Annotated in this window: 10 protein-coding genes and 2 tRNA genes; 3 read left to right on the top strand and 9 right to left on the bottom strand. The window is 40.9% G+C overall.

From position 1 onward, the window contains the following. Window positions 1–62 precede the first annotated feature (62 nt). The 7 genes from T375_RS07750 to T375_RS07720 all read right to left on the bottom strand — a co-directional run bounded on the left by T375_RS07750 (window position 63) and on the right by T375_RS07720 (window position 12,044). Window positions 63–1,541 (bottom strand): 4Fe-4S dicluster domain-containing protein, encoded by a 1,479-nt coding sequence (locus tag T375_RS07750; protein WP_044936984.1) that lies wholly within the window; start codon window positions 1,539–1,541, stop codon window positions 63–65. Between the two features lie 29 nt (window positions 1,542–1,570). Further along, a complete protein-coding gene (gene hydF / locus T375_RS07745) occupies window positions 1,571–2,758 on the bottom strand; it encodes a [FeFe] hydrogenase H-cluster maturation GTPase HydF (protein WP_044936982.1) in 1,188 nt (395 codons plus the stop codon). A 79-nt stretch (window positions 2,759–2,837) separates the two neighbouring features. After that, on the bottom strand, window positions 2,838–4,280 hold the full coding sequence (gene hydG, locus T375_RS07740) for a [FeFe] hydrogenase H-cluster radical SAM maturase HydG (protein WP_044936979.1): 1,443 nt from the start codon (window positions 4,278–4,280) through the stop codon (window positions 2,838–2,840). A 28-nt stretch (window positions 4,281–4,308) separates the two neighbouring features. Further along, the gene (hydE, locus tag T375_RS07735) at window positions 4,309–5,361 is read right to left on the bottom strand and encodes a [FeFe] hydrogenase H-cluster radical SAM maturase HydE (protein ID WP_044936977.1); all 1,053 of its coding nucleotides are present in this window, start codon (window positions 5,359–5,361) and stop codon (window positions 4,309–4,311) included. 333 nt (window positions 5,362–5,694) lie between these two features. Then, window positions 5,695–8,694 (bottom strand): hypothetical protein, encoded by a 3,000-nt coding sequence (locus T375_RS07730; protein WP_044936974.1) that lies wholly within the window; start codon window positions 8,692–8,694, stop codon window positions 5,695–5,697. A gap of 246 nt (window positions 8,695–8,940) precedes the next feature. After that, window positions 8,941–11,196, bottom strand: coding sequence for a hypothetical protein (locus T375_RS13715; protein ID WP_044936971.1), 2,256 nt, complete (start codon window positions 11,194–11,196; stop codon window positions 8,941–8,943). A 134-nt stretch (window positions 11,197–11,330) separates the two neighbouring features. Next, window positions 11,331–12,044 carry a LytR/AlgR family response regulator transcription factor gene (locus T375_RS07720; protein WP_033153299.1) on the bottom strand — a complete coding sequence of 238 codons (714 nt, stop codon included), beginning with the start codon at window positions 12,042–12,044 and terminating at the stop codon, window positions 11,331–11,333. Window positions 12,045–12,300: 256 nt separating this feature from the next. Between T375_RS07720 and T375_RS13220 the strand changes: the two genes are divergently transcribed. From T375_RS13220 to T375_RS07705, 3 genes are all read left to right on the top strand, one after another. Further along, window positions 12,301–14,766, top strand: a complete 2,466-nt coding sequence (locus tag T375_RS13220) for a hybrid sensor histidine kinase/response regulator (RefSeq protein WP_049960349.1) — start codon at window positions 12,301–12,303, stop codon at window positions 14,764–14,766. Between the two features lie 22 nt (window positions 14,767–14,788). Then, window positions 14,789–14,872 (top strand) — tRNA-Leu (locus T375_RS07710). Between the two features lie 121 nt (window positions 14,873–14,993). After that, window positions 14,994–15,761, top strand: a complete 768-nt coding sequence (locus T375_RS07705) for a nucleoside phosphorylase (RefSeq protein WP_044936968.1) — start codon at window positions 14,994–14,996, stop codon at window positions 15,759–15,761. A 67-nt stretch (window positions 15,762–15,828) separates the two neighbouring features. On the opposite strand, the gene T375_RS07700 is transcribed toward T375_RS07705, so the two are convergent. Beyond that, window positions 15,829–16,866 carry a M42 family metallopeptidase gene (locus T375_RS07700; RefSeq protein WP_044936965.1) on the bottom strand — a complete coding sequence of 346 codons (1,038 nt, stop codon included), beginning with the start codon at window positions 16,864–16,866 and terminating at the stop codon, window positions 15,829–15,831. A 104-nt stretch (window positions 16,867–16,970) separates the two neighbouring features. Further along, window positions 16,971–17,042 (bottom strand) — tRNA-Thr (locus T375_RS07695). Between the last annotated feature and the right edge of the window lie 45 nt (window positions 17,043–17,087).

Genomic DNA, 17,087 nt, shown 5'->3' with positions numbered 1-17,087 from the left:
ATGGTTATTTTTTCACAAAAAAAAGAGCCTGCTTCACAATGAAGCAGACTCTTTTAATTTGCTTATTCCATATGTCCGTCTCTGTACATTGAGAACTTGTCCATTGGGTAATTCTCGAGATTTTCAAGAATCTTACGTCCATCAGCCTTGCCGATAAGACCATTTCTAGCCTTGAGGATTTCTCTCTCAGCCTTGTGCTTAGAAGGTCCGCCTACGCAACCTCCCTCACAAATCATACCTTCGATGAAGTCTACATCAAGCTTGCCGCTCTTAAGAAGCATAAGTGCCTTCTTACATTCAGCACCACCTGCGCACTGCATAAGCTTGATATCATCTGTGTTCTGTCCACGCTCCTGCATGCACTCAATAACAGCCTTTGCAACACCGCCTGAAGAAGCGAAGTGCTTACCAAATGTAGATGACTCCTGGTAGTTCTCCTCTACTGGCTCGAACTCAACGCCCTTAGAACGCATAAGTGCACGAAGCTCACCAAATGTGATAACGTAATCTGCATTACCTGGAACTGACTCATCAGCAGCCTCAGATTTCTTTGCGATACATGGTCCAACGAATACTGTAACAACATCCTCGCCCTGTGTAGCCTTAAGAAGACGTGAGATAGCACACATAGGTGAAATTGTTGAAGACATGTTGTTCTCGAACTGCTCTGGGAAGTGCTTTCTAAGCATGTTGATGAAAGCTGGGCAGCAAGATGTTGTCATCTTACGTCCTTCTTCCTTAGCCTCGAACCACTCAGCTGACTCGTAAGCAGCTGTCATATCTCCACCGAGACCTACCTCTACCATGTCTGTGAAGCCGATCTTCTTGCAAGCTTCCTTAACTGCTGCCATAGAGATATCCTCACCGAACTGTCCTTCTGTAGCAGGTGCGCACATAGCGTAAACCTTCTTGCCTTCAAGGATAGCCTTGATGATATGTACAAGATATGTCTTAGAACCGATAGCACCGAATGGGCAGCTGTGGATACAGTGACCACATGAGATACACTTCTCATCATCGATTACGCAGTGACCGTACTCATCGTAAGAAATAGCACCAACTGGGCAAGCCTTCTTACATGGTCTCTCAAGGTGAACGATTGCACCATAAGGACATTCCTTAGCACACATACCACACTCCTTACACTTTGAAGGATCGATATGCATTCTGTTCTCACCTGGAGCGATAGCGCCAAACTTACAAGAGTTGAGACATGCCTTTCCAAGACAGAAACGACAGTTATCTGTAACTGAGTAAGAAGCGATTGAACAGTCGTCACATGCAGGCTGAATAACCTGTACTACGTTCTTAGAATCTGGGTTAGTAGGAAGATTCTCTGCGCATGAAAGGATAACACGCTGTCTTACGATTTCGCGCTCCTTGTAAACGCAACAACGATATGTTGGTCTTGGGCCAGGAATGATTTCGTAACAAACCTGTTCCTTGTGAGAAGCATCGAGCTCACCCTTCCAAGCAAGCTTACACACTTCTTCCATGATGTTGTGCTTTAAACGCACAATACTTTGATCTGAAGTTACCATATTTTTCTCCTTTTACATTGTTTGCCAGTTTACTTTAAAACCTCTAGACTTCTGTCTAATATTCCATTGAAATGGGCAATGGCCATTCCATAGTTTACTATTGGAACCCCCTGCTCCACGCAATGCTTAGTTCGACTTTGCATCTCGCTAGCATTAATCATGCAGCCCCCGCAATGAACTACTAATTTATATTTTGATAAATCCTCTGGAAATTCATTTCCTGAAGAAAATTCAAAATCAACATCCTTACCTGTGTGTTTTCTAATCCATCCAGGTAATTTAACTGTGCCGATGTCGTTGCACTGTCTGTGATGTGTGCAGGCTTCGGCAATCAAAACCTTATCATTGTCCTGCAGATTTTTAAGTGCAGCGACGCCATTTAGCTGGGTGTTAAGGCTTCCTCTGTATCTTGCCATCAATATGCTAAATGATGTCAAAAGTATATTGTCAGGCACCATCTTTGATACTGTTTCAAATGCTTGCGAATCAGTAATAACAAGTGATACCGATTTATCTTCGTTAAGTACCTCTGTGAGCTCTTCTGGCTGACAGCAGATGGCTTTGCATCTGTGGTCCAGCAAGTCTCTAAGAACCATTTGCTGTGGCAATATGATACGTCCCTTTGGAGCTGATTCATCAATTGGAATAACAAGCACTACTGTGCTCTTTTCTGTTACTAAATCAGCAACAAGTGGTGGCTCTGTAATCTTTGGTGCAAGCTGAAGAAGTGCCTGCTTCACATCCGCCATATCATCTGTTGTGGCATCCACATAAAGAAGCTTTTCATCTGATGACAGTTCCTCAAAAGGATGACCTGCCACCTCATCCACGTGATTTTCAATGATGATGTATGGAAGCTTTCGCTCCTTAACCATCTTTAGGAAATCAACCTCTTCTTCTGTGAGGTGGTCTGCTCTGGCATCAAGTACCAAAACAACAATATCCATCTCATCAAGGATGCGGTATGTTCTTTCTTTTCTAAGCTCACCTAGCTCTCCCTCATCATCGAAACCAGCTGTATCAATGATGACAACTGGTCCCAATGGAAGAAGCTCCATAGTCTTTCTAACTGGATCAGTAGTGGTACCCTTGTGTGCAGACACAAGTGATACCGCCTGATTTGTAAGCTTATTTACAATGCTTGATTTTCCTGCATTTCTTATTCCAAAGAAGCCAATGTGAACACGCTGGCCACTAGGTGTATTATTCAAGGACATTTTATTCTTCCTTTACAAAAAACTTAGACATTGTGATTATACAAAATAACTTTGTCTAATTTATTAAAAAACTGAGAACTTAGAAACGGAAATCACGTCTGTCTGAGTTCTTAATAGCTTCGATGTTTTCAAGAGCTATCTTTCTAACATTTTCCTTAGGAATCTTCTTGAGCTCGTCTTCAATCATCTTGTAACCAACTTCTCTTGTCTCCTCTGAAGCGTAGTCAACAAGGTACTCAGTAAGAGTCATAAGTGCGTTTGGATGGCAGCAATTGAGGATTTGTCCGCTCTTGCAAAGTGCCATAAATCTATCACCAGTACGTCCTGCACGGTAGCATGCTGTACAGAATGAAGGGATGTGACCAGTCTCCATAAGCCAACGAACAACCTCATCAAGTGTACGCTGATCTGAAACATCAAACTGCTCTGTATCGTGTGGTCTCTCCTCTTCTGTGTAGCCACCTACTGATGTACGGCTTCCACCTGAAACCTGTGATATACCAACCTGAAGCATCTTACGACGAACTTCCTCAGACTCACGAGTAGAAATAATCATACCTGTGTAAGGAACTGCGATTCTGATACAAGCTGCAATCTTTGTGAACATCTCATCTGGGATTGAGTTGTCGAATGCCTCTGGATCGATGTCATCAGCGTGCTTTACACGTGGAACTGAGATTGTGTGAGGGCCTACGCCGTGAACAGCCTCAAGGTGCTCAGCATGCATAAGAAGTCCTGCAAACTCATACTTGTAGCTTTCAAGTCCGAAGAGAACTCCAAGTCCTACATCGTCGATTCCACCTTCCATAGCACGGTCCATAGCCTCTGTATGGTATGCGTAATCGTGCTTTGGTCCTGTTGGGTGAAGCTCCTCATAGCTCTTTTTGTTGTATGTCTCCTGGAAGAGGATGTATGTACCGATTCCTGCTTCCTTGAGCTTGCGATAGTTTTCAACTGTTGTAGCAGCGATATTTACATTAACACGACGGATATCGCCATTTTTGTGATGAATGCTGTAGATTGTGTTGATGCACTCGAGGATGTACTCGATAGGGTTGTTTACGGGATCCTCACCAGCTTCGATGGCAAGTCTCTTGTGTCCCATATCCTGAAGTGCGATAACCTCAGCCTTAACCTCTTCCTGTGTAAGCTTCTTACGGCCGATGTGCTTGTTCTTTGCGTGATATGGGCAGTAAACACATCCGTTTACACAGTAGTTTGAAAGATAAAGTGGTGCAAAGAGAACTATACGGTTGCCATAGAAAGCATCCTTGATTTCCTGTGCTACCTCATACATCTTTTCGATGTATTTAGGCTCCTCGCATGCCAGTAAAACTGATGCCTCACGATGAGTAAGTCCCTTGCACGTGCAGCCTTCTGCTGTCTTTACTGGACGAGCCTTTTCTAGTAATTCTTCGATTAATTCGAAGTTATTCTTATTTGCTTCTGCATACTCGATAGTGTCTAAGATTTCCTGATTGTCGATAAACTCTTCTGCTTTTAAAGATTTTACATTGTACATTTTTATACCTCACTTGACTGTTTTAAATCTATAAACCAGCTCTGTTTCCAGGGTCAGTAACAATTTTATACCCAATACTCTCCATGCGCTGGCCTAAGCAGCCTAAGCACTCGGCAGCCTCCTCGCCTGTGCAAATCTTATTATCGTATAAAGCGTATTTTTTTCTAACACCGGTAGGTGAAAGATTTGGCATGACTACATTAGCACCAGCCTTTATTCCCATTTCCCTGCCCTTTGGATGAATTGTGCCAAGGGCTGTGGTGGCTGGAAGTAGTACCTGTGGATAAATCATCCTTAGTAATGAAAGACAAAACAGTGTTGTCTCCAATGTGCCACTAGGGCTATTTGCAAATGGTGTTTCCTTATGGCTAATGAATGGACCTATGCCACACATATCTGGCTTGAATTCTTCAACGAATTTCAAATCCATAGCTAAGTCATAAGTGGTCTGGCCAGGTGATTCCACCATGAAGCCTGCACCAACCTGATAACCAATCTCTTTAAGATTCTTCAAGCATTCCATGCGATTGTCCCATGAAAGCTCTGCCGGATGAAGCTTTGCATAAAGCTCTGGGTTGGCAGTTTCATGCCTGAGCAAGTAGCGTCTGGCACCTGCCTCGTAGTACTTTTGATAGCTTTCCTTTGAGCGTTCCCCGATGGAAAGTGTAACAACCAAATCATCATGGGATGCCTTTATTCTGCGAATGATATCGCATATATCCTCATCGCTGTATGAGAAATCCTCACCGCCCTGTAGGACGATAGTTCTGAAACCAAGTGCGTAGCCTTCATCGGCGCACTCTACAATGGTATCAGCCGAAAGACGGTATCTCTCACAGTTGTGATTGTCTCTTCTGATTCCGCAGTATAAACAATTGTTTCTGCAGAAATTTGTGAACTCCACCAGACCTCTGATGAATACTTTGTTGCCATAGTGCTGATTCTGGAAGTAGCGAGCATACTCTGCTGCAAGGTCCATCAGCTCCTGATTGCGATGATCAAGTAAATACTGGTACTCTTCAGTCTGAAGTGAATGTTCTGTATTTAATTTATCTAATAACTGTCTTGCTTTTGTATCCATAAATTAATTGATAAAAAATATCGTTTATTTTTTCACAATCAATACTATACCACAAAACTACGTAGCTTTTTTGTTTATTCTTTCATTTTGCTGTTCTTTTTTGTATACAAAAATTTACTAGAAAAAAGAGAGCTGGCAACCGCTGCCAACTCTCTCTTTTTTCGTAGGATAATTATTGTTGTTTACTCAATTGGAGCTTCTTTAACTGCTTTCTGGTTTTGTGATTCTCCAACATCGTCTTTATCATCCTCACTTTCAGAATTAGAACCTTCATAACCTCTTTGACCTCACCCTTCGAATTTTATTTAAGTAATTGTCGCAGTTAAAACCCAATTACTTAACTTTCTTAGCATCTGCCTTCTTCTTAGCATATGCTGTAGATCCTGTAAGGACTGCAATGATAAGGAGTAACCATCCCCACCATGTTCTTGCGAAGAATCCCTTCTGAGCTTCTCCTGCAAGTGGTACTAAATCTTCTTCAACTGTTGTTGTATCTTCTGTATCCTCAACTACTGCATCATCTGCATCGCCACCTGCAAGTGGTGTCTCAGCCTCATCGATTGTAGTTGTTTCTTCCTCTGCTACCGCATTGTTAGCAGCTGTTCTTCTAGTTCTTGTTGTTCTAGTCTGACCAGCAGCTGGAACTGCGTCATCAGGGATAACTGTCTCATCAACTTCTTCAGCTGCTGCAGCTACTGTAGCTGATGGATATACAACTGGAGCTGCTCCGCCACCTGTTGTAGTTGTAGCACCACCGCCTGTTGTTGTAGCAGCGCTTGCTGCAGCTGCGGCAGCGTCATTAGCAGCTTTCTTTGCAACTGCTGCATTGTAATTAGCGTCAGCTGTGTTTACAATTCCTGCGATTGTTGTTAACTGGCTGTTTGCAATACCAGATACTGATTTAAGCTTAAGAACTTCCTTAACAGCACTAACAACCTTTCCAAGGATACCCTGTGCTTCTTTTGTTCCTTCGATTTCTTTAACCTTAGCTGCTGCGTTTTCTGAAGCTGTTGTCTTTTCTGTAAGTGTGCTAGTTTTTTCTTCGTAAGCACTCTTTGCTTTAGCTGTATCACTTGTTGATACACTATGTACAGAATTTTCATCACTAACAAATACTGTGTATGGATCGCCAGGTTTTTCTGGTGTACCAGGAACCTTTTCTATGTATTTCTCAGCTTCATAAAGATTCTTTGAAGTAACTTCTAAAGTTTTTGTTGGAGTTTCTGTAACATAGTAGTAATTCCAGTAAAATCCATATCTAGATTCTATCAATTCAAACTCTATTTTGGTAACGTCCCATCCATGAAGACCAAGCCAGATTGCAGTTCCAACAGGATCATATGTCCAATTAATGTATTCTTTTTGAGGTTCTGTATTCTCTTTTTCTTCAACAACAGTCTCTAATACATAGTCTTTGTAAATAGGCTTGTCATAGTCAGCAGTTTCATAATCATATGAGTACACAACCTCATATCTTCCTATTGATCCCCAGCCATTGCATGAATATGTACCATTAATATCATTTACTGTAATCGTTTTAAGAACTGTATTAGCGTCCTTGCCTTTACCGTATACAACAATTTGTACACTTACATTTGATACCTCATAATCTGCGAGTTGCTCAAGCACACTTTTTGCACCTACTACCGCTTCACTGAATTTTTGTTGTGCATTATTTCCATGTTTTGTTTTTGTTACAGTATACTCATATGTTTCTGATTCCGTTACTGTCTTCTCTTCGTATCCTACACACTTTGATACAAGCTTGTAATATGTACCTGCTTTTGTTGCATTTTCATCGCTGAATTCTTCGCCAGCTTCTTCTTTTGTTCCAGCAGTGTCAATCGCATAAAAGCCATCTTCATTCTCACCGACCTTCACAATAGAATCGCCTGCTACAAACTCTTTACCATCTGCCGTGTACCACTTATCAGGTGTAGCTGGTGTAGGGTCAGTTGTACGCACCTCTGAATGTACTAATTTGTAGCTTGCTTCTGAGAAATTTTTACCATCAGCTGTATCTGATACAGAATACTCTACATAAGCTTCTACTATAACTTCTTCACCTTTTTCATTTTTTACCTTATAAAAAGCTCTGTAAAAATCGTTTTTGTTAATATCCTGGGCATACCAAGATAATCCTGTATAAGAACCAGGAACATATCCAGGAACCTGAGTTTCAAGATAATTCTCAAATCCAAGCTGAGCAAGTGCAGCTTTTGCAATATCTTTATCCTGCTCTGTTGTCTCTGCATTATCATATACTTCCTGCTGTTTAGCCATTTTATATAAAGCACTGTTTTCAATTTTAGTTACTGCTTCCTGCGCAACTTCTAACTCACCTGCTGCTGTTGCAGATTCTTCTCTCGCCTTAAGTAATGCATTATATGCCTCTAAAATAGCTTCTTTTGCAGGGCCATTTAAACTTAAGAAATCTTTATCTGTTACAGGATTTCCTTCCTCATCAAGAACTACTTTTAAAAGATCATCTAAAAGATTATCTAAATCTTCTTCTGAAACACTTTTAACACTTTCAGTCTCTTCACCTGTTTCTTCATCAACAGTTTTAGTTACAACCTTTAATCCATTTTCTGTTAATACTGCATCAAGCTTATCAACAGCATCCTGTACTGCATCTTCAGCAGCCTTAGCATCTTCCTGAGCCTGCTTTAAATCAGTCTTTGCTGTATCAAGAGCTGTCTTAGCTGCATCAATATCTTCCTGAGTTGCAGTATTTAAAGCCTTTGTTGCTGCAGCGTCAGCATTATTTGCAGATGTTGATGCTTTTGTTTCAGAGTTTTCAGCTGTTTGCTTTGCCTGCTTAGCAGCTTCGTTTGCATTCTCTACATCAACTGTACCAAGAACTTCTTTTTCATTTACTGTCTCATCTTTATTATCATCTGCTAATTCATCTTCAACATTAGCTTCATCTTCATTTTCTTCCGCTTCAGCCTTTTCAGCTTCTACTCCATCAGCCAACTCATATAAAGCATCTGATGAATTCTTTAAATGCTTATCAATTTCTGATAAATCATCTTCATCTTCCTCGACCATTGCACCAGAGCCATACTGAAACTCTTCCTCTTCAGCATCTTCTGATGTATCTGTAGCTGGAGCAATTTCCTTTGCTACTCCTTCAATATAATCTGTTACAGGAGTAGTTGATTCTTTCTGTTCATCAACAGGAGCTACCTCTCCAGCATCTTCTGTTGTCTGCTGTGCATCATTTGCACTAGTATCCAATTCATCCGCCAATACCGGTACGCTCAATGAGCTTGCAATTGTGATTGCTGATAAGCCAACTGACATTGCTTTTACTACATTCTTCTTCATACGTATAAATTCCTTTCCATAACTCATACAATACGCATTGTTAACATTCCATGATTGTTATGTGAACATTGCGTGAACATCTGTTATAGAATATAACATCGAAAATCGTTACGTACAATAACGTTGGCAAAATGTGACATTTTTTGGCAAAATGTTTTAAAAACTGATAATTACTATTATTTTTCAACAATATCCAAAATATAAAACAAAAAAACTAGCCAGCATTCGCTGACTAGTTGATAACTATTACTGATTCAATTTATCGATGAGCTTTATAGCTGCTCGGCGCTTTGCTTCAAGGACTCCAACGCCAACTCCTGCAGTTGAAACACCTGCAAGTCCGACGAACCATTTACCTCTTTCCATAAGGCCTGCCAGGGTAATTCCTGTAGGCGACTGTTCCTCTTCGATTGTGACTGTCTCCTCTGGTGCAGGTTCTTCAGGCTGATCCTGTGGAATCTCTGCCTCGCCGCCATATCCACCGGCATTGCCGCTTGGGGAAGTGATGATATGAATCTCTTCTTCTGATTCCTCTTCCTCTTCTTCAATCTCTTCTTCCTCTAGCTCTTCCTCTTCGATTTCCTCTGCGTACTGAATAACCTCTTCGGAATCTGCTTGCGCTATTTCTATAGAAGAAACTGTATTGAATCTGGCGTCGTATGTTGACTGTGCATTTGCTAAAGCATCCTTTGCATCTGCTAGATTTGATTTTGCTATGTCGTATTCGGCCTGAGCTTTTTCAAGTTCGCCCTGAAGTCTTGCAAGCTCCATAGCTGTATTAATATCGCTTGCTGCATCTAAATCTGCAATCTGCTGCTTCAGACTAGATACTGTTTGCTTAGCTGACTCAAAATCCGCCTTTGCTGAACTGACAGCCTCTGAAAGAGCTTTGTAAGCATTATATTTTTCAGTAATCTCTGCTATATAGGAAGTGTAATCCTTGGATGCGCTTGTAAATACCTGATTATTATTTACTTCGTAACTATAAACCTCAGCAGTTGTTTTATGCTCTTTTATGTTTAATAGCTTGCTTTTATCAAAAGCAACGCCTGTAGCTTTGTTTTGCTTCTTAGCATCATCAACTATTGCATTTTTAAGATCATCCTCTGATGTGTATTTTGAGTTTGCAACATTAGATGAAATGCTTGTTCCTTGGTAATAATTAAAGTAGCCCTCTTGATAATATTGTTGCTTTGTTGATGTAACAACCATTCCATCTTTTGCAACAAGTTTTACCAAGTTTTCATACGAATAACGCCAAACATAACCTTTTTGCTTGACATATGTGCTCTCGTAAACAACACCCGAATAGCTTGGAATATAAAATCCTGTGGCAGTCCAATAAGAATACTCAATCACGCCATCCTTCAACTGCTCAGCCTCTTCCTTTGTAAGAGAGACTGTGTTGCCATTGATATCCTGGTATTCATATACCATATCTCTATCGTATATGCGAACCTCACCTGATTTGTAATCTACCGTATATCCGTAATTAGCACTTACGTTACGTACAACATTGCCATCGGCATCCACAATATCATATGAAATACCAATAACATTTCCTTTGTAAGATGTGACTGTAAAGTTTGAAACAGACTGTCCATCAGCAAGCTCTGTGTTTGGTGCGTAGTAGTGCTCTACCACAGTGGCGATGTATGATGTGACATCTGATTTATCTGCGTCTGCTGCAATAAGTGCATCGGCGCCAGCTGCTGCAAGGTCCTGACCTGCTGCCTCAAGCTGTGCTTCTAATGAAGCAAGCTTGTCCTGGGCATCTGCAAGTGAAGCCTCTGCATCTGATAAATCCGATGTAGCCTGTGATTTTTTATTGTTATATTCTTCAGCTGCAGCTTCGTATTCTGCTTTAGCTGTTTCGTATTCTGAAAGCTTGTTGTTGTAAGTTTCTTCGGCTGATACAAATTGCTTTTCTGCTTCCTCAACAGTGGCGGTAGCATCTGCGATGATAGCTGCGGCTGTTTCCTGATCAGTCCCCTCATCTGCCACTGCAACCGCTGCTGCATTTGCCACTTCGCTAGCCTGGCCTGTGACCTGTGCTGCGCCTGAAGCAGTATCATTTGCTGAAGCAAGGCTTTCATCAGCTGCTGCAATGCTTGAATCCATGGAATCCTTTGCGTCTGCCACACCTGAAACCGCTGTAGCTGCATCAGCAACCTGAGTGTTTGCATCGGTAATATCCTGTGTGATTGCCTGTGAGGAGGAAGCGGCACTTTCTTCTACCACTCCTGCGCTCACCGCATCAGAAACCTCTGTAGAAACGCCTGCGTCGGCAAGTGTCTCTGCGACCGATTCAGTTGCGCTAGCGCTACTTTCTACTGCAGCTTCCTCTGGCGAAACAACCTGCTGCTCTTTAGTATCTGAAGGCACAACAACAGAGCCTTCAGAAATCTCCGAAGCCTCTGCCTGTATCGGAAATACGATACTACTAGCTATTGTAATTGTAGATAATCCAGCTGCTAAAGCCTTTGCTGAACCTCTCCTCATAACTTTCTGTGCCCTTTCAATTTAAAAAAGTCCAAATTTCCTGCTTATAGCGTAACATAAAAAAAGTTAGACGCAACGCCCTTGGCAAGATTGATTAAAATCTGGCAAAAGTATTACGGCTAACTTAAAATATTTTATCTATTACTAAATTGATAATCCTTTATCTGTTGAGAAATTTCCGATACTTTACGAGCTGAAATCGGGAATATGCTCTTATCATCCATGTAAATATCGCCACCCTCAAGGTGATGAATAAAGTCCATATTAATAATTATGCCGCGATTTACCATGATGAATCTTTTGTCTGCACCAGCCAAATCCAAAAATTCGCCTGATGTAAGTCTGACTCTGCTGGTTGTGCCATCATCTTTGTTGATTTCCAGGTAATGGCCATCTGTTGTTACTGAGATAATATCCTTTAAATATACCTTTTCATCTATCGGTCCAGCTGATAGTTTGATAAAGGCTGCATCCATAGGTGTGTGCTCGATTATCTCCGTCAGAACCTGATCTATTCGTTCTATTGTAAATGGTTTTGTGACGTAGTCAAATGCATGTAACGAAAATGCATCTGGGTAATGACCTTCCGAAGCTGTCATGAATATAAGGAAAGTCCTCTCCGTCATCTCTCTTAATTTTTTTGCTGCTTCTATGCCGTCCATGTCCGGCATGAAGATGTCCATGAATACGATGTCGAATCGTCTTTCTGATAGAACAGAGATAAAATCCGGTCCGCTGGAGAATTCCTCAACCTCGAGAGGTATCTCCTTACTTGCAGAAAGTTTTTCTACCATCATTTTCAATTGCATCCTAAATATACTTTCGTCATCTATTACTGCAACTCTCATATTTGCCCCCTATGTCTTTGTATAAGAAATGATACCACAATTTTCTCAAGTTGATAATGAAAATCAGAAAATTATTTTATATAATGAATTTATGGAACTTTTAATTAACAATATTACATACATTAACATATTAATTTTGCTGGCTGGAGCCACATCGCTGCACCTAGGTGCAAGTTTTTTAAAAAGGGAGAAACACACTAAAGGATTTTTCAAATATTCGGTGTTCATGCTAGCTCTAGGAAATGGTCTATGCTGTATGGGATACTCTATCATGTCCCTCAGCCCAGACCTTAGATTTGCATACTATTTTAGAGTGCTCGGGCTTATCGGAATCGATATTTATCTTATGGCAGAAATCCTACTCGTAACCAGCTGTTTAAATTTCAGCCGATTCGCAGAATATTTCATTATAGGATTATCAGGTCTTGCTTCGTTATTTGATATTGTGATTTTTGGAAGCAAGGAGTCTGATACTTTCGTACGCTATGCAAACTATACTGCGTATGTGCGTCTTGATCCATATCGCCATCTTTTCCATTATACGTTCTTAACTATAATGGGTATTTCTATGTTCATAATCGCCTGCGTTTGGGCAGTCAGTGTGCGTTTCAAAAGAGAGAAACGTCTCGTATTTTTCGCATATGTTTCTAACTTGATTCTGGCTGCATCATGCATTCCAGATTTCCGTATATACGATAGTGATTTTAATCTCACTCACGTATTTTACACTGTTGGTATGTTCTTCGCCTTTGTTGTTTTCTTTGTTGCATCCAACAACTATATGATGTTCAACATCACTGTTAACAGTATCAGTAAAGACATCTTCTCTACATTGGGAACAGGTCTGCTGGTGTTCGATACCAACTATCACCTCAATTTATCCAATGAATATGCTGACAAGCTTTTGGGTCTCGACCATGAGCCACATCGTATTCGTTTAAAAGAGATTTTTGAGTTAAATTCAGGCGAGCCACTTAAGATGTTTGAAAAAGCCTCCGAAGGCGATGTAATTGACTATCGATTGACGTCAAAGTTGACAAACAAGGTTATCCTCGTCAATTTCTCTTGCAAATTCGATCGAAGCAACCAGCCAATGTGCTATATCCTTGTTGCTACTGATCTTACTGAAGAAAACCGACTTATCGATGAAGCTCAGGCAGCTAATAAAGCAAAGTCCGAATTCATCAGCAATATTTCTCACGAAATCCGTACTCCTATTAATATTATTTCCGGTATGGATGAGCTGATTCGCCGCGAATGCAAGGATGAAACCATTTTAAAATACGCAGAAAACATCAACGTCGCCTCAAAGAATCTTACATCCTTAATTAATGACGTACTTGATTTCTCAAAGATTGAGTCCGGCAAGCTTGAGGTTGTCGCCGGCGAATACAACATTCAGCATCTTTTAATAGAGTGTTATCACATGTTTACAGGACTTTCTTCCCAGAAGAATCAGATGCTTTCATTTACCTGTGACCCAAATCTTCCAACAGGGCTGATTGGCGACGATATCCGAATCAAGCAGATTCTATCTAATCTTCTATCTAATGCTGTGAAATACACTCCTGAGGGCGGAAGCATACATTTTAGTGCCACTTACAAAGAAAGAAATGATAACTTCCTTGCACTTGTTATTCAGGTCAAGGACAACGGTATCGGTATAAAAGAGGAAGACTTACCTCATATTTTTGAGAACTTCCAAAGATTTGAACTTTCTAGAAATAGAACAATCCAAGGTACCGGCCTCGGTTTAACAATCACCCAAAACCTTGTTTCCTTATTGCATGGTGTTATCAATGTAGAAAGTACTTACCAGCATGGCTCTACATTCACTGTTGAAATACCTCAGCAGATAAGCAACCCTGAACCAATCGGTGAGTTAACTGATTTGGATATGCGCAAGAAGCTTACCTATACAAATAGCTTTATTGCGCCAAAAGCTCGAATACTTGCAGTAGACGATGTGCAAATGAACCTGGATGTATTTGTTGGTCTATTAAAGAAAACACAGATACAAATTGATACTGCTTTAAATGGCCATGACGCTCTCGCTCTGGCACATAAACGTAAATACGATATCATCTTCCTGGATCACATGATGCCAGAGATGGACGGTATCGAAGTGCTTAAGCGCATTCGTGCAAATGGTGCCAGTGCAAACCTTGAAACACCTGTTGTTATGCTTACAGCTAACGCGATGATGGGTGCTGATAAGAAATATCTTGAAAACGGATTTACGGATTATCTTTCAAAACCTATTAAGCCTGATGCTTTAGATGAAATGGTATTGAAGCATTTACCAGAAGATTTGATTCAAGCTACTGAGGAGCCAGAAGCTGATTCTAATCAGGAGCCAGAAGAAAGTGAATTCATCAAATCACTAAGCTTTATAGATGCAAAAGCTGGCCTGGAATTTGCTGCAGGCGATGAAGATTTCTACCGCCAAATTGTAACCACATTTGTTAACGAGGACAAACGTGAAGCGTTGAACAGCCTCCTTCAAAAAGAGGACTGGCCTAATTATCAAATCATAGCCCACTCCCTAAAGGGCACTGCTCTTACTATCGGTGCTGAGGAACTATCCAGTGCCGCAAAGAACCTTGAATTCGCAGCGAAAGAAAACAAAATTGACTATATAAAAAGCCATCACAACGACGTCATCGACCAGTACGGAAAGTTGCTAGAAAAACTAAAAAACGCATTGCAATTATCAATCTAATTTAGTATACTAGTCTGCGGACGCCGGCTTGTCGGAATTGGCAGACGAGGCAGACTCAAAATCTGTTGATGGCAACATCGTGCGGGTTCAAGTCCCGCAGCCGGCATATGGAAATGAAAAAGACCTAGGTACATACCTAGGTCTTTTTCTATAAAATTAAAAATAACTCTGTATTTTCCTCCACAACATTGTTATACTATCCATTAAAAATACAAGGGAGGAACATCATGATTATTAAACACCACATACCAATACTTGAATACGACGACCACTCAGCTGAAGTAATAGCTCCAGCATATGAATGGAATAATGAAGCCCTTCCAAAGAAATGTCTTTTTGCATTCCTAGGTGATGTAGTTGAAAAATACGCCCTGGAGCACAATGCCAGAAAAGTGGAAGAATTCAAAACCTTTTCCCATATTGTAAATATTTATGTTTTGCAGAATGGCGATGAAGATATCTGCCTGGTGCAGCCAATAATCGGTGCTCCTGCCGCTGCTTCACTTTTGGATTCGTTGATAGCATGCGGGTGTGAAAAGATAATCGCAGTTGGTTCCTGCGGTGTACTGGCTGATTTACCTGAAAACGCTTTTATCGTTCCTACAAAAGCCCTCAGAGCCGAAGGCACTTCTTATCACTATCTTCCTGCTTCTCGATTTATAGAGCTTGATACAGAGCCTGTAGAAGCCATTGAAAGCTGTTTTAATGACCATAATCTTCCATTTGTAACCTGCACTACCTGGACTACAGATGCATTTTTCAGAGAGACAAAAGATATGGTTAAACATAGATTAGATGAAGGCTGTTCTGTTGTGGAAATGGAATGTTCTGCCCTTGCTGCTGTTAGCAAAAAGCGCGGCGCAAAGTTCGGTCAGTTCCTCTTCACCGGAGATTCCTTGGCAAACGTTCATGATTACGATGCCAGAGATTTCGGAAAGGACTCTCACGAAAAAGCTTTATTACTAGGACTTGATGTGTTAAAACATTACAACTAATAATTCTCAAGTAAAAACAAAAGACAAGGCCCAATAAGCCTTGTCTTTTTAATATAATCAGCTCTATTTATTTTACATAGTTGATAAGAAGCTTGAATGTGTTTTCAACACCCTTTTTGTGAGAGCGTTCGTATCCGTGGCTTGCATAAACACCAGCTCCGATAAGTCCATGCTTTACATCGTAGCCCGCGTTAAGAGCCGCATCAGCGTCAGAACCATAGTGAGGGTAAACATCTACGGCAAAATCGATATCATTCTCTCTAGCGGCCTTTATCAACGCAGAAACCACATCATAATTGTAAGGGCCACCGCTATCCTTTGCACAGATACTTACCTGTGTCTCCTTGCAATCAAGTCCCTCGCCAATGCATCCCATATCTACTGAAAGAATCTCTGTAACACCATCTGGAACAGTACCGCATGCGCCATGTCCAACCTCTTCATAAACAGTGATATGATGGTATACCTTTCTCTCTGGTGTGATTTTATTGTCTGCCAAATATTTTGCCTGGCCAAGAAGAATTCCAACAGAAAGCTTATCATCAAGGAAACGACTCTTGATGTAGCCTGACTCTGTAACTCTTGTGCGTGGCTCGAAAGCAACGATATCACCAATCATGATACCAAGTTCCTTTGTATCATCTGCAGATGAAACCTCCTCATCAACAACCACTTCCATACCCTTAAACTCACGAGTCTTTGTAGAGTAATCTCCATTAACGTGAACAGATGCGTCATTAAGCTGGAATGTTCCCTCGTAAACCTTGCCATCTCTGGTGTAGATGCGACAGTTTTCAGACTCACCATTGTTTGGATTGAATCCACCAAGTGGAGTAAGCTCAAGATTACCGTTATCCTTAATCTTACAAACCATTCCGCCAAGTGTATCCATGTGAGCTTCGATAAGAAGCGCATCATCCTCTGCCTTGCCTCCCAAATCAACAAGGATACCTCCCTTAGTTGTCATCTGAGGCTTGTAACCAAGCTTTTCATATTCTGCCATCAAATGCTTGGCTGCAGTGGCTGTGAACCCTGTAGGGCTATCTATGCCCAGAATATCAACAGTTTGATTTACCATGTAGTCTACATATTTACTAGTGTCCATTTATATACCTCCTAAAATTATAATCAGTTGTGTAAAATCAGTTTACATTAACACTTTATTATGTTAAAGTATTCCCAATCAGAGAAAAGAAGATAATAAAAAAGAGCTGGTGACGGGAATTGAACCCGTGACCCCTTCCTTACCAAGGAAGTGCTCTACCTCTGAGCCACACCAGCTTGCTTATTCAGCAAGAAAAAGCATATCAAAGTTGAGTATCATTG

The sequence above is a fragment of the Pseudobutyrivibrio sp. LB2011 genome, assembly GCF_000701765.1.
Classification (GTDB): Bacteria; Bacillota; Clostridia; order Lachnospirales; family Lachnospiraceae; genus Pseudobutyrivibrio; species Pseudobutyrivibrio ruminis.
This window is presented reverse-complemented; position numbering and strand designations above follow the sequence as displayed.